The organism is Pseudomonas mucoides, assembly GCF_015461845.1.
Classification (GTDB): domain Bacteria; phylum Pseudomonadota; class Gammaproteobacteria; order Pseudomonadales; family Pseudomonadaceae; genus Aquipseudomonas; species Aquipseudomonas mucoides.
Map to the genome: position 1 here is coordinate 132259 of NZ_JACOPW010000005.1, position 13703 is coordinate 145961.

Consider the following 13703-nt stretch of genomic DNA (forward strand, 5'->3'; position numbering starts at 1 on the left):
CGGACGAGGTTGGATAGATGGGCGGAAATCCGCCACATCTGTGTCACCGCTCGGTGACGAAGAAAAACCTGCAGCCCTTGATGTCAAAAGGCTTGCCGGGATTTCGGCGAAGGTGGCACGGGCCTTGCGATACAACGAGCAGATGCCTGCCGTCGCGCAGCTCGAAAAACAAATCCCTCCAGAAGCAGGAGGGTTCGCAATTCAGGTGTCAGGGACAACAGGTGGATGTTGTCACCGGGCACTCTTGAGGAACTTTGCAATGACGACTCGTCAGCCACTGTATAAATCCCTGTATTTCCAGGTGATCGTTGCCATCATCATCGGTATTTTGATCGGTCACTTCTATCCGCAGGCCGGTGTGGCCCTCAAGCCGCTGGGTGACGGGTTCATCAAACTGATCAAAATGATCATCGCCCCGATCATCTTCTGCACCGTGGTCAGCGGTATCGCCGGCATGCAGGACATGAAATCGGTCGGCAAGACCGGCGGTTACGCGCTGCTGTATTTTGAAATCGTGTCGACCATCGCTTTGCTGGTCGGTCTGGTGGTGGTCAACATCGTCCAGCCGGGCAACGGCATGCACATCGACGTGACCACGCTGGATGCCTCCAAAGTGGCGCAGTACGTGGCCGCCGGCGCTGATCAAAGCGTGGTTGGCTTCCTGCTGAACGTGATCCCGAACACCATCTTCGGCGCGTTCGCCACCGGCGATATCCTGCAGGTGCTGATGTTCTCGGTGATCTTCGGTTTCGCCCTGCATCGCCTGGGCTCCTACGGCCGACCGCTGCTCGATTTCATCGATCGCTTCGCCCACGTGATGTTCAACATCATCAACATGATCATGAAGCTCGCGCCACTGGGTGCCTTCGGCGCCATGGCGTTCACCATCGGCGCCTACGGTGTCGGCTCGCTGGTGCAGCTGGGTCAGTTGATGGCGTGCTTCTACATCACGTGCCTCGTGTTCGTACTGGTTGTGCTGGGCGGTATCGCTCGCGCTCATGGCTTCAGCATTCTCAAAGTCATTCGCTACATCCGTGAAGAACTGCTGATCGTGTTGGGTACTTCTTCTTCGGAATCGGTACTGCCACGCATGCTGATCAAAATGGAACGTCTGGGCGCGCAGAAATCCGTCGTGGGTCTGGTGATCCCGACGGGTTACTCGTTCAACCTCGACGGCACCGCGATCTACCTGACCATGGCGGCCGTGTTCATCGCTCAGGCGACCGACACCCACATGGACATCACTCACCAGATCACTCTGTTGGTGGTGTTGCTGCTGTCCTCCAAAGGCGCTGCTGGCGTGACCGGTAGTGGTTTCATCGTGTTGGCGGCTACCTTGTCCGCCGTCGGCCACTTGCCGGTTGCCGGCCTGGCGCTGATTCTCGGTATCGACCGCTTCATGTCCGAAGCCCGCGCCCTGACCAACCTGGTGGGTAACGCCGTTGCCACCCTGGTCGTGGCCAAGTGGGTCAAGGAGCTGGACGTTGACGTGATGCACGCAGAACTGGCTTCTGGCGGTCGCGGCATCTCCGACGAGCGCGTAGAAGACGACCTGGGCGTGGCCGAAGGCCCAACCCCAAGCAACGTCAAGTAACACGCGTTGCAATGAAAAACCCGCTTCGGCGGGTTTTTTCTTGCCCGTGATTTGAGCGTAACGGTCACCTTTGCTGACACTTCGGGTGATTGCTGCAATCCGATCGGCTGCCTAGGCTGGAGGTATCGTTCACGGAGATCGCTCATGCTCGGGCCATTGGCATCACTCAAGGTTCTGGATTTTTCGACACTGTTGCCGGGGCCGTTTGCCTCGTTGTTGCTGGCGGACATGGGCGCCGAGGTGTTGCGCATCGAATCACCGACGCGCATGGATCTGCTGCGGGTGTTGCCGCCGCATGATCAGGGCGTGTCCGCGAGTCACGCCTACCTCAATCGCAACAAGCGCAGCCTGGCGCTGGACCTCAAGCACCCCGAAGCACTGGAGGTGATCAAGCAGTTGCTGACCGACTATGACATCGTGCTGGAGCAGTTCCGTCCCGGTGTGATGGAACGCCTGGGCCTGGGTTATGAAGCCTTGAAGGCGATCAATCCCAAGCTGATCTACGTATCGATTACCGGTTATGGCCAGACCGGCCCCTACAAAGACCGCGCCGGCCACGACATCAACTACCTGGCGCTGGCGGGACTGGCCAGCTACACCGGCCGCGCCGACAGCGGGCCGCTGCCGTTGGGCATGCAAGTGGCGGATGTCGCCGGGGGCTCGCTGCACGGGGTCATCGGCCTGCTCGCGGCGGTCATCGCCCGGCAGCAGACCGGGCAGGGCCAGCACCTGGACGTGAGCATGACCGATTGTGCGTTCAGCCTGAACGCCATGGCCGGCGCCGGGTACCTGGCCTGTGGCGTGGAGCCGCGCCGGGAAAACCAGATGCTCAATGGCGGCAGCTTCTATGACTATTACCGTTCACGGGATGGACGCTGGTTTTCAGTGGGCAGCCTGGAGCCCGCGTTTATGAAGCAACTGTGTACGGCGCTGGGGCTGGAGGAGTTGTCATCCCTGGGGTTGTCGCCAAAGCCTGCGGACCAGAAAAAGCTCAAGGACGCGTTGAAGACTGAATTCGAGAAACATGATTTCGGCGAGTTGTGCGGCTTGTTTGCTGAGCTGGATGCGTGTGTCGAGCCGGTGTTGAATCTGGGCGAGGCGATTGCGCATCCGCAGCTGAAGGCGCGGGGTTTGGTGACCGAGGTTCCGCGAGGGGATGGTTCTACGCAGGCGCAGATGGCATGTCCGTTGAAGTTTTCGGACGGTTTGCCTGAGCCACGGTATATCGGCGCGGCGCTGGGGCAGCATACGGATCAGGTGTTGGGGGAGTTGGGGTTTAGTGCGCAGCGGATCGAAGAATTGCGGCGTGCCAAGGTGGTTATCTAGCGGCTGACAGGGCCCCATTGATCGTTCCACGCGGAGCGTGGGAACGATCGTGCGGTTACTCGACCCGCATCTCCCCACTGAACACCAACGTGCTCCGGCACCGCCGGCACAAATACCGCCGGCCCTGTCGCACCAGACCATGGCGCTGCGCTGAAAACGGGAAATCGCTGTCTGCACACGGGCATTTGTAGATATAGCGCGTCACGCTGCGGCGTTTGACGTCGTAGGTGTGGCAGCGATTGGGCGGCAGTTCGTACACGCCGCGCATGATCAGCTGCCACTCTTCACCGTGCGGCTGGATGCGGTCGCCAAACAGTTGATGAGCGATCAGGTGCGCGACCTCGTGGGCCACGGTTTGCTTGAGGAAGTCTTCGGTGTTTTCCCGGTACAGCTGCGGATTGAAGCGCAGCAGGTTCTCGTGCAAATGCGCGACACCGGCTTTTTGACCGCGCAGCTTGAGGCTCACCACGGGGCGTTTGAACGTTCGTTTGAAAAAGGATTCGGCCAGTTGGTAACAGTCTTCGACGCGGGTATTGAGTTGCTCGGGCATGCTTGATGGATCTCCAGAGACGTCGAGTATGCCGCAACCCTGGAGTCTTGCGAATCGCCGAGGCGCCGAATGGTCGTCGCCCCCGGCATTAGAAGGCCGCCTTGCGGCGGCCTGTATTGGCAGATCTTGTTTTTGGGTGGAAAGAACCATTAGTTCGTATAGACCGGCCCCACGCCGAGTCCCCAGACAATGACTGTGAACGCCATGATGGCAACCAACACCACCAGGCCTACCGCAAGCACCGAACTTGAAAACAGGAACCCCTCGTCTGATGGAATGTTCATGAAAGTGGGTAGCCCCACGTACAGCAGGTACACCGTGTAGCAGATGGCCGCCGTCCCGACGATCATCCCCAGCCACATGTGTGGGTACAGCGCCGCCAGACCGCCGATGAACAGCGGGGTTGCGGTGTAGGTTGCAAACGCAACGCAACGGGCCAGGCTCGGGTTGGCGTCATAGGTGCGAGCCATCCAGTGGATGAACGCCCCCATGACTGCAACACCGCCGAGCATCGCCACGTAAGACATGATCGTCATCCATAGCGCGCTTTCCTGCGTCAGCATCACGGGTGCGCGGCTGCCGATTACCCAGCCGACCTGCGTGGTGCCGATAAACGCGGACACGGCGGGGATCGCCGCCAGAATCAGCGTGTGAGTCAGGTACATGTGGCTGATGCTTTCCTCTTGGTCGCCACGGATTTCTTTCCATTCCTGGTCGGGGTGGGTGAAAAGCCCCACTACGTGATGGATCATGCCAGTCACTCCTCTTGTTTTTACCGTCGCCCCCCAGTGGAGCGCCTACAGGCCAAAGTGGCCACGTAAGTAAAGGTCTGGATTTGAATGCGACCTTATGTCGCAGTATAGAAAGGACTTACCCGTACAGGTGATAGGGGCTTAGAGCAAATCGCGCTGTAAAGATCACTGTTAATCGCCGACGGGTCTGTCGACATAAGTCCATGTGGGGCGCTCGCCACAAGAGCGAAGTTTTTGCGTAAAATGCCGGCCTTTCGTCACACCTCACGGATTCGCGTCATGGGCACTCTCACGGTTAACCAGAACAAACTGCAAAAGCGCCTTCGCCGTCAGGCCGGTGAGGCTGTTGCCGATTTCAACATGATTGAAGACGGCGACAAGGTCATGGTCTGCCTGTCCGGTGGCAAGGACAGCTACACCATGCTCGACGTGCTGATGCACTTGCAGAAGGTCGCCCCGATCAAGTTCGAGATCGTGGCCGTGAACATGGACCAGAAGCAGCCAGGGTTCCCGGAGCACGTGCTGCCGGCCTACCTCAAGGAACTGGGCATCGAGTACCACATCGTCGAGAAAGACACCTACTCGGTGGTCAAGGAGCTGATCCCGGAGGGCAAGACCACCTGCTCGCTGTGCTCGCGGCTGCGTCGCGGCACGCTGTACACCTTTGCCGACGAAATCGGCGCGACCAAAATGGCCCTCGGTCATCACCGTGACGACATCGTCGAGACGTTCTTCCTCAACATGTTCTTCAACGGTTCGCTCAAGGCCATGCCGCCAAAACTGCGCGCCGACGACGGGCGCAACGTGGTGATCCGTCCGCTGGCCTACTGCAACGAAAAAGACATCCAGGCCTATTCGGACTTCAAGCAATTCCCGATCATCCCGTGCAACCTCTGTGGTTCTCAGGAAAACCTGCAACGTCAGGTGGTCAAGGACATGCTGCAAGACTGGGAACGCAAGACCCCGGGCCGTACCGAAAGCATTTTCCGCAGTCTGCAAAATGTGCAGCCGTCTCAACTGGCGGATCGCAACCTGTTTGATTTCACCAGCCTCAAGATCGACGAGACGGCGGCTTCGCGCTTCGTTAACGTGGTCAACCTCTGATTAAAACTGTGGGAGCGAGCCTGCTCGCGAAAGCGGTGTGTCATTCAACGAGTAGGTTGACTGATGCTCCCTCTTCGCGAGCAGGCTCGCTCCCCCATTTGGTTTTTCGTTTAATACCTCAGGAGAGGGCATGCGCGATTACAAGTGGCTGCACGAATACTGTCTGAACCGCTTCGGTTCAGCAGCTGAACTGGAAGCCCATCTGCCCGTTCCGAAAACCCCGGCACAATTGCGCAAAATCAGCGACGACCGCTACCTCTCGACTATGGCCCTGCGGGTCTTCCGCGCCGGCCTCAAGCACAGCCTGGTGGACGCCAAGTGGCCGGCTTTCGAAGAAGTGTTCTTCAAGTTCGACCCGGAGAAAGTCGTGCTGATGAGCGCCGAACACCTCGAACGCTTGATGCAGGATGCGCGAATCATCCGCCACCTGGGCAAGCTCAAAAGCGTGCCGCGCAACGCGCAGTTCATTCTGGACGTCGCGCATGAGAAGGGCAGCTTTGGTGCGCTGATTGCCGATTGGCCGGTGACGGATATCGTCGGGCTGTGGACGTACCTTAAAAAACGCGGCCATCAATTGGGCGGGCTGTCGGCGCCGCGTTTCTTGCGCATGGTCGGCAAGGACACGTTTGTGCCGAGCTACGACGTGGTTGCGGCGTTGAATGCGCAGAAGATCGTCGACAAGGTGCCGACCAGTTTGCGCGATCTGGCCTTGGTGCAGGAGGTGTTCAACCAGTGGCATGAACAGAGTGGCGGGCGGGCGATGAGCCAGATTTCGATGATGCTGGCTTACACCGTCAATCATTAAGACCGAGTTGATCCCATCGTGAGCAGGCTCACTCCTGCAGGGGATTTGTGAACACCACAGATCCAGTGTAGGAGTGGGCCCGCTCGCGACAGCGGTCTGTCAGGCGACGCTAATCTCACCTTCGCCCGCAAGCTTGCGATTGAGCTGAAACCGCCACCGCACATACAACAATGCCGAGCAAAAGACTGCCAGGCTCGCCCCCATCTCCAGCAACCCAAACAGCTGCCGGTTCGGGTCATACGCCGCCAACGCGCCTTTGATGAAATACAGGTTCACCACAAAACACATCCACGAATGCCCGCGGGCACTGCCGATAATCATGCCGGGTGCCAGTAACAACAAAGGCACCAGCTCGATCAGCAGAATCACCCATGGCCGCGCGCCATGCAGGTCGGCGAACACCAGATAGTAGGCGCACAACAGCCCCACCAGACCGAAAAAGCACAGCAGGCTGATGACGCGCATCGCCCGGACCCGCGGCTCGAGCCATTCAATGGACGGCAGAATCTTCGGCTTCTTGGCCACGTCAGTTCCCCAGCTTTTGCGCAGTCTTCGCCAACCGCAGGCCCAAGGCCCGGCACAGCGCCACTTCATGTTCATTCAAACCGCTTTTGCCGTCGGCCCCGGCGTGATGACTGGCGCCGTATGGCGTGCCGCCGCCACGGGTTTCCAACAGCGCCGACTCGCTGTAAGGCAAGCCGGTGATCAGCATGCCGTGGTGCAGCAGCGGCAACATCATCGACAGCAGCGTGGTTTCCTGGCCGCCGTGCAGGCTCGCCGTGGAGGTGAACACGCCAGCCGGCTTGCCCACCAGCGCGCCGGTCAGCCACAGGTTGCTGGTGCCATCGAGGAAATACTTGAGTGGCGCGGCCATGTTGCCGAAACGGGTCGGGCTGCCCAGGGCCAGGCCCGCGCAGTTCTTCAGGTCGTCGAGGCTGGCGTACAGCGCGCCTTCGTCCGGAATGTCCGGCGACACCGCTTCACATTCGGTGGAGATCGCCGGCACGGTGCGCAGGCGCGCTTCCATCCCGGACTGCTCGACGCCACGGGCAATTTGCCGGGCCATTTCATTGGTCGAGCCGCTGCGGCTGTAATACAGCACCAGAATGTACGGCGCGCTCACGGCAGCAACTCCAGGATTTGCTCTGGCGGACGGCCGATGACGGCTTTGTCGCCGACTTCGAGAATCGGTCGCTCCATGAGTTTCGGATGCGCCGCGATGGCGCCGACCAATTGCGCTTCGCTCAGGCTGCTGTCCGCCAGGTTGAGGGTTTTGTACTCGTCCTCACCGGTGCGCAGCAGTTGCCGGGCACTGAGGCCGAGTTTCCTCAGCAGGGTCTGGATTTGCGCGGCGTCCAGCGGAGTTTCGAGGTAGCGGACCACGGTCGGGGTCAGGCCACGGGCCTCGAGCAGTTCGAGCGCACCGCGGGATTTCGAGCAGCGCGGGTTGTGATAAAGCGTCAGATCGGTCATGTGCGGGTCGCTTCTTGCGTAAAGTGGCGGCTATTCTAACTGTGCAGCGCGCAATCCAGAACCTTGCGAGGCGATGGGTCGCAGGCGCATTCAATTTTGAGCAAGGATTACGACATGACAAGGCAACTGGCAGCGGCATTGGCGATTATCGGGGCGTTGATGCTGGGGGGCTGCGGCAATGACTATGGTATCGACCAGGACGGTCACAAGGTTGCTGCCAATCGCCTGGATGGCAAATGGCTGGTGCTTAATTACTGGGCTGAATGGTGTGGCCCCTGCCGGACCGAGATTCCACAGTTGAACGCGTTGGCCGATCAGTTGAAGGACAAGAAGATCGGCGTGTTCGGGGTCAATTTCGACAACGTGCAGGGTGAAGAGCTGAAGAGCGCCAGCGAGAAACTGGGGATCAAGTTCACGGTCCTGGCTTCAGACCCGGCCGATCTTTTTGAATTGCCACGCAGCGAGGCGTTGCCGGTGACGTACATCATCGATAACAAGGGCAAGGTTCGCGAACAACTGATGGGCGAGCAGACGGCGGCGGGGGTGATGGCAAAGCTTGAGGCGTTGCAGGCGGTCAAGTGAGATGACTGTTAAGCCGTAACACGACTTGTAGCAGCTGGCGCAGCCAGCTGCTACATAGGTTGCTGTGCGTCGATCAACCCTCTTCAAGCCACCAACGCAACGGCTTGCCTTCGGCCGGCCAGAAACGCATCTGCTCGATCGGGGAAATGTCCCAGCGCTGCACGCCTTCCAGCGCCTGCAAGAAGCGTTTTTCCTGCTCCATGACTGCTGGCGCGCACAACTTGCGGGTGCTGCCGATCTGGCCGAAGCTCAGCTTGTCGCCTTCCAGAGTGTAGGGCGCGAACCAATGGTTGCAGCCGCCGTTGCCGTAGGCCCGGCCGTCGTCACCGAGGGTGATGGTCAAGTGGCTGTAGTCCATCAACGGACGTTCGCCGATCCATTCCAGAATGTAGCTACGGTTTTGTTGCAGTTGCACCGGCTCGGCGGCGCAGCCCAGCAGGCTGGCACCGACCAGGGAGGTCAGGGCGAGGCGTTTCATCACGCAGACTCCTGGCATGTCGGGCACAGGTGTTTTTCACCCACGGTGGTCCAGCCCAATTCGGCAATCCGCGCATTAGCAGCCGGTTTTTCAGCCTTGTTGCCCAGTTTGGCGTCGACCGCGAATTCAAAGCTCAAGGCTTTGGCGCAGCTGTCGCAATTGACTTCCCAGGTGTGGATCCCCAACTCGCCGAACACCGGGCCACTGCTCACCGCGACCCATTGGCCCGGCGGGTTGATCAAGTGGCGAACCGTTTCAACGGTCAGGCGCATGGACAAGTCCTTGCTGCCTTTGAGGGTCACTACCAGCACGTCGCCAATCCGGATCGAGCCGCCGTTGCCGGTGACTTGATAACGCCCCGGCACGAGGGCCCGGCATTCGGTAAGGGTGTGTTGCGGGCTCATCAGGGTGTAGCGGAAATCGTGTTCGACCATGGGTCCTCCAAATATGCGCGGTATGCTATCACGGGCCTGCACGCAGCATGGGGCGGGGAGATGACCTTCGATCAGGTTCAAAAAACCTGTCGACTCATGGCACACTGCCGCTTTTACACTTTTAGGGAACGGACATGGCGTTAATCGAATGTTATGAGTGCAAGCAAAGCATCAGCTCTACGGCGCCTGCTTGCATTCATTGCGGTGCACCGGCGGCAACGGTGCAAGCGGCCACTTCGACAGTAGCGCCCGTACAGGCACCGATTTCTTTCGGGCGTTTGCCGGAAGATGAGAAAGTGGCCCGGGTGACTCCAGCCGCGTTCGGACGCAAACGAAAAACCCAGGTGGAAGCCGACGTTTCAGCACCGGCTCCGACACCCACGCTGAACGGGACGCGACCGGTAGAACTCTGGCTGAAGCTGATGATTTTCTTCCTGCCGCCGTTTTTTGTCTGGTTCCTGCTGCGTCGCGGGCATTCCGTGGGGCAGCGCTTGCTCGGTTTCGGCTGGCTGGGCCTGATGATCCTGTTGTCCAAAGCCTGAGAAAAATCAGCCCTCGACCTGATTCTGCGGCGTTCCGGCGCCCCAGGCGACGATGTTCTGCAAGGTCGTCGCGGCAATCGCGCCCAGGGCTTCGCGGGTCAGGAAGGCCTGGTGCGCAGTGACGATCACATTCGGAAAGGTCAGCAGCCGCGCCAGCACATCATCCTGTAGCGGCAGGTCCGAGCGGTCCTCGAAAAACAGCTGCGCCTCTTCTTCATACACATCCAGCCCCAGATAACCCAATTGGCCGTCCTTCAAGGCGTCGATCAGCGCCGGGGTGTCCACCAGGCCGCCGCGCCCGGTGTTGATCAGCATTGCGCCCGGTTGCATGTGCGCCAGTGATTCTCGGTTGATCAGGTGTTTGCTTTGCTCATTGAGTGGGCAATGCAGGCTGATGATCTGCGACTGCGCCAGCAGTTCCGGCAAACTCAGGTAGCGGGCGCCAAGGGCTTCGACCTGCGGATTGGGGAACGGGTCGTAGGCGAGCAACTGGCAGCCGAAACCGTTCATGATCTTGGCGAACGTTGCGCCGATCTGCCCGGTGCCGACCACGCCGACGGTCTTGCCCACCAGGTCGAAGCCGGTCAGCCCGTGCAGGCTGAAATCGCCTTCGCGGGTGCGGTTGTAGGCCCGGTGCAAGCGGCGGTTGAGCGCCAGGATCAACGCAACCGCGTGTTCAGCCACAGCGTGCGGGGAATAAGCCGGGACGCGCACGATTGCAAGGCCCAGACGTTTCGCCACCGCCAGGTCGACATGGTTGTAACCGGCCGAGCGCAGGGCAATCAGGCGCGTACCGCCCGCAGCAAGACGTTCCAGCACCGGGGCGCTGAGGTCGTCATTGATGAAGGCACAGACCACATCGTGATGTTCTGCCAGCGCCACGGTATCAAGGCTCAGCCGCGCCGATTGAAAGTGCAGTTCGATGCCGGCGGGCAGCTCGGCGCCCAGAAAACTGTCACGGTCGTAGGTCTGGCTGCTGAAAAGAATCGTGCGCATGAGTCCTCCATTTAACTCGGTCAAAGCTTTTATGTAGCAGCCTTCGGCAGCTGCTACCAAAGGCAGCTTAGCGCTGATGGTGGTCAGCGCCGTTGCGCTGCATCAAGCGTTGATGCGGGCATGCGCGGCCAGGCGATTGATCGCCCGGTCGAGGTCTTCCAGCGCGCCGGGGGCTTTCGGGTCCTGTTGCTTGAGCAGGGTTTCACTGCGTTGACAGGCCGCACGCAGTTGCGGGACGCCGCAATAACGGGTCGCCCCGTGCAAGCGGTGGACGCGTTCGATCAATGCATTCTGGTCATTGCTTTCCCGGGCGATGCGAATGGCTTCGCGGTCGGCTTCAAGCGAGGCCAGCAACATTGCCAGCATGTCTGCCGCCAGATCCGCCTTCCCCGCGGCCAGGCGTAAACCTTCTTCGGGGTCGAGCACCAGCAAATCATGCCCGCCACCGTGGCTTTCGTTGGCACGCTCCGGCCCATGGTTGCGCAACGCCAGACCTGTCCACTTCAGCACCACCTGCGCCAGTTGCCGCTCGCTGATGGGTTTGGTCAGGTAATCGTCCATGCCGCTTTGTAGCAGTGCGCGTTTTTCATTGGCCATGGCGTGAGCGGTGAGGGCAACGATCGGCAGCGGAGTGCAATGCCGCTCGCTTTCCCACTGGCGAATCGCTTCGGTGCTTTGACGCCCGTCCATGCCGGGCATTTGCACGTCCATCAATACCAGGTCGAAGGTTTCGTTCTGCACCGCTTTGACCGCCGCGTAACCGCTTTCAACTGCAAGCACCTTGGCACCCATGTCTTCGAGCAGGGTTTGCACCAGCAACAGGTTGGCCGGGTTGTCGTCGACGCACAGGACTTTCGGCGCACGACTGGAGACCGGTTCGCCGGGTTCGCTGCGCTGCTGGCGCGGGTTGACCAGATCGGACAAGGCCCGACGCAGTTTGCGCGTGCAGGCCGGTTTGGCCTGAAGCTGACTGTGCGGGTTCGGCACCGAGAGATGGAACAGCGTCTGCTCGGTGGTCGGGCACAGCACCAGGACTTTGCAGCCCAGGTGTTCGAGGTCCCAGATGTGCTGGTTGAGACGCTCGGGCGGCATGTCGTTACTGGTGATGCCGAGCACCGCCAGGTCGATGGCCTGATCGGTCTGATGCGCGCCGGTCACGCCATTGGCCAGGCTTTCCAGGGTATTGAACGGCGTGACGCTCAGGCCGCAATCTTCCAGTTGATGCTGCAATGCCTGCCGCGCCAGTTCATGGTTTTCCAGCACCGCCACGCGGCGCCCGAGCAGGGGAGCGCTGGGCAGGTCTTCGGCGTCGTCGCGGGTCTTGGGCAGGCTCAGGCTGATCCAGAACTCCGAACCTTCGCCCGGCGTACTGTCGACGCCAATCTCGCCGCCCATCTGTTCAATCAGTCGCTTGGAAATCACCAGCCCCAGCCCGGTGCCGCCGGGTTGCCGAGACAACGAATTGTCGGCCTGGCTGAAAGCCTGGAACAGCGCGCGCACGTCCTGACTCGACAGGCCGATGCCCGTGTCCTGGATGCTGATGCGCAGTTGCACGCTGTCTTCGTGTTCTTCTTCGAGCATGGCACGGGCGACGATGGTGCCTTCGCGGGTGAACTTGATCGCGTTGCTGACCAGGTTGGTGAGGATCTGCTTGAGTCGCAGCGGATCGCCCACCAGCGACAACGGCGTGTCGCGATAGACCAGACTCACCAGTTCCAGCTGTTTTGCGTGGGCGGCGGGGGCGAGGATGGTCAGGGTGTCCTGCAGCAAGTCGCGCAGGTTGAACGGAATGTTGTCGAGCACCAGTTTGCCGGCCTCGATTTTCGAGAAGTCGAGGATCTCGTTGATGATCCCCAGCAAGCTGTCGGCGGACTTTTCGATGGTGCCCAGGTAGTCGAGCTGACGCGGCGTCAGCTCGCTTTTTTGCAGCAGGTGGGTGAAGCCGAGAATGCCGTTGAGCGGCGTGCGGATTTCATGGCTCATGTTGGCCAGGAACTCGGATTTGATCCGGCTCGCTTCCAGGGCTTCCTTGCGCGCCAGGTCCAGCTCGATGTTCTGGATCTCGATGGTTTCCAGATTCTGACGCACGTCTTCGGTGGCCTGATCGACACTGTGCTGCAATTCTTCCTGGGCGTTCTGCAGGGTGCCGGCCATGCGGTTGATGCCGGACGCCAGTTCATCCAGTTCCTGGCTGCCGAGGGGTGGCAGGCGGGTTTCCAGATGACCGTCCTTGAGTTGCGCCACCGCCAGTTTGATCTGGCTGATCGGCCGATTGATGGTCCGGCCCATGCGCAGGGCCAGCAGCGCCGCACCCGCCAGACCGGCAGCAATCATCATCAGGCTGGCAAACAGGCTGCGGTAACCGCGCAGCAACATGCCGCTGTGCGACAGCTCGAGTTCGACCCAGCCCAGCAGGCGGTCGGCTTCGTCGGGAATCAAGTCGCCGGCCAGGTTGCGGTGTTTGCCGAACACCGGCAGCAGGTAACGCGTCGCATCGTTGCCGCTGCGGCGCAACATCTTCGAACCGTCGCCCAGCGGCGGCGCCTGATTGAGCATGGTCGGGCCGGCGTGGGCTACCGGTGTGCGGTCGGGGGCGAGGAAGGTCACTGCGCGCACGTCGGCTGTTTCCAGCGACTGGGTGGCGATGCGTTCCAGCAGCTCATTGTCCTTGTGCGCCATGGCCGGGGCCACCAGCGGTGCCAGCTGCTCGGCGATCATTTCGCCGCGCTGCATCAGTTGGGATTGCAGGTCGGATTGCTGCATCCAGGTGAAATAGCCGCCCAGGACCAAGGCCATCAGAGTGGTCGGCAACAGGGTCAGCAACAGCACGCGGCCTTTAATTCCCAGTTTCTTGAGCACGCATCTCTCCTGCATCCAGCGATTGATTGACCTGCGGGTACATCCGGTACGCGCCACCCGGGCAGTGTAGCGATTTGCAGGCAGTCAATCTTCGTAAAATTGATGTCGTCATTCGTCGGCGGGCGGGCTGCTTTTGTGTCTTGGGCAAACCTTGGGTTGCCCATCGGCAGGCAATCTTTAATAATCGCTCAACTGAGAATTATTTGCA

15 protein-coding genes are annotated in these 13703 nt (G+C 60.3%); 6 read left to right on the plus strand and 9 right to left on the minus strand.

Features of this window, described 5'->3' with window-relative positions:
• Positions 1 to 259: 259 nt before the first annotated feature.
• Both H8F22_RS21645 and H8F22_RS21650 read left to right on the plus strand, forming a co-directional pair.
• On the plus strand, positions 260 to 1594 hold the full coding sequence (locus tag H8F22_RS21645) for a dicarboxylate/amino acid:cation symporter (protein ID WP_027923967.1): 1335 nt from the start codon (positions 260 to 262) through the stop codon (positions 1592 to 1594).
• 144 nt (positions 1595 to 1738) lie between these two features.
• A complete protein-coding gene (locus H8F22_RS21650; RefSeq protein WP_194940669.1) occupies positions 1739 to 2920 on the plus strand; it encodes a CaiB/BaiF CoA transferase family protein in 1182 nt (393 codons plus the stop codon).
• Positions 2921 to 2975: 55 nt separating this feature from the next.
• Here H8F22_RS21650 and H8F22_RS21655 read toward each other — a convergent pair whose 3' ends face one another.
• Positions 2976 to 3470 carry a SprT family zinc-dependent metalloprotease gene (locus H8F22_RS21655; protein ID WP_027923969.1) on the minus strand — a complete coding sequence of 165 codons (495 nt, stop codon included), beginning with the start codon at positions 3468 to 3470 and terminating at the stop codon, positions 2976 to 2978.
• A gap of 149 nt (positions 3471 to 3619) precedes the next feature.
• The gene (locus tag H8F22_RS21660; protein ID WP_008029348.1) at positions 3620 to 4222 is read right to left on the minus strand and encodes a Yip1 family protein; all 603 of its coding nucleotides are present in this window, start codon (positions 4220 to 4222) and stop codon (positions 3620 to 3622) included.
• Positions 4223 to 4501: 279 nt separating this feature from the next.
• Between H8F22_RS21660 and ttcA the strand changes: the two genes are divergently transcribed.
• Positions 4502 to 5326: a tRNA 2-thiocytidine(32) synthetase TtcA gene (gene ttcA, locus H8F22_RS21665; RefSeq protein WP_027923970.1), complete on the plus strand. Its 825-nt coding sequence runs from the start codon at positions 4502 to 4504 to the stop codon at positions 5324 to 5326.
• 130 nt (positions 5327 to 5456) lie between these two features.
• On the plus strand, positions 5457 to 6131 hold the full coding sequence (locus tag H8F22_RS21670) for a DNA-3-methyladenine glycosylase I (protein WP_059182317.1): 675 nt from the start codon (positions 5457 to 5459) through the stop codon (positions 6129 to 6131).
• 99 nt (positions 6132 to 6230) lie between these two features.
• Here H8F22_RS21670 and H8F22_RS21675 read toward each other — a convergent pair whose 3' ends face one another.
• Genes H8F22_RS21675 through arsC form a run of 3 tightly spaced genes read right to left on the minus strand, consistent with a single transcriptional unit; the run spans position 6231 to position 7604 of the window.
• Positions 6231 to 6656, minus strand: a complete 426-nt coding sequence (locus H8F22_RS21675) for a DUF2069 domain-containing protein (protein ID WP_059182318.1) — start codon at positions 6654 to 6656, stop codon at positions 6231 to 6233.
• Position 6657: 1 nt separating this feature from the next.
• Positions 6658 to 7254 (minus strand): NAD(P)H:quinone oxidoreductase, encoded by a 597-nt coding sequence (gene wrbA / locus H8F22_RS21680; RefSeq protein ID WP_027923973.1) that lies wholly within the window; start codon positions 7252 to 7254, stop codon positions 6658 to 6660.
• Positions 7251 to 7604, minus strand: coding sequence for an arsenate reductase (glutaredoxin) (arsC, locus tag H8F22_RS21685; RefSeq protein ID WP_027923974.1), 354 nt, complete (start codon positions 7602 to 7604; stop codon positions 7251 to 7253). The genes wrbA and arsC overlap by 4 nt, the downstream gene beginning before the upstream one ends.
• Before the next feature lie 114 nt (positions 7605 to 7718).
• On the opposite strand from arsC, the gene H8F22_RS21690 reads away from it, so the two are divergent.
• A complete protein-coding gene (locus H8F22_RS21690) occupies positions 7719 to 8186 on the plus strand; it encodes a TlpA disulfide reductase family protein (protein WP_194940670.1) in 468 nt (155 codons plus the stop codon).
• Between the two features lie 73 nt (positions 8187 to 8259).
• Here H8F22_RS21690 and H8F22_RS21695 read toward each other — a convergent pair whose 3' ends face one another.
• Both H8F22_RS21695 and H8F22_RS21700 read right to left on the minus strand, forming a co-directional pair.
• Positions 8260 to 8664 (minus strand): META domain-containing protein, encoded by a 405-nt coding sequence (locus H8F22_RS21695; RefSeq protein WP_027923976.1) that lies wholly within the window; start codon positions 8662 to 8664, stop codon positions 8260 to 8262.
• Positions 8664 to 9098 (minus strand): hypothetical protein, encoded by a 435-nt coding sequence (locus H8F22_RS21700; protein ID WP_027923977.1) that lies wholly within the window; start codon positions 9096 to 9098, stop codon positions 8664 to 8666. The genes H8F22_RS21695 and H8F22_RS21700 overlap by 1 nt, the downstream gene beginning before the upstream one ends.
• A 134-nt stretch (positions 9099 to 9232) precedes the next feature.
• On the opposite strand from H8F22_RS21700, the gene H8F22_RS21705 reads away from it, so the two are divergent.
• On the plus strand, positions 9233 to 9640 hold the full coding sequence (locus tag H8F22_RS21705; protein ID WP_027923978.1) for a hypothetical protein: 408 nt from the start codon (positions 9233 to 9235) through the stop codon (positions 9638 to 9640).
• 6 nt (positions 9641 to 9646) lie between these two features.
• Here the strand turns inward: H8F22_RS21705 and H8F22_RS21710 are convergent, their stop codons facing one another.
• Positions 9647 to 10636, minus strand: a complete 990-nt coding sequence (locus tag H8F22_RS21710) for a 2-hydroxyacid dehydrogenase (protein ID WP_194940671.1) — start codon at positions 10634 to 10636, stop codon at positions 9647 to 9649.
• 102 nt (positions 10637 to 10738) lie between these two features.
• Entirely contained in the window at positions 10739 to 13495 is a 2757-nt protein-coding gene (locus H8F22_RS21715) for a response regulator (protein WP_027923980.1), read from the minus strand.
• Positions 13496 to 13703 lie beyond the last annotated feature (208 nt).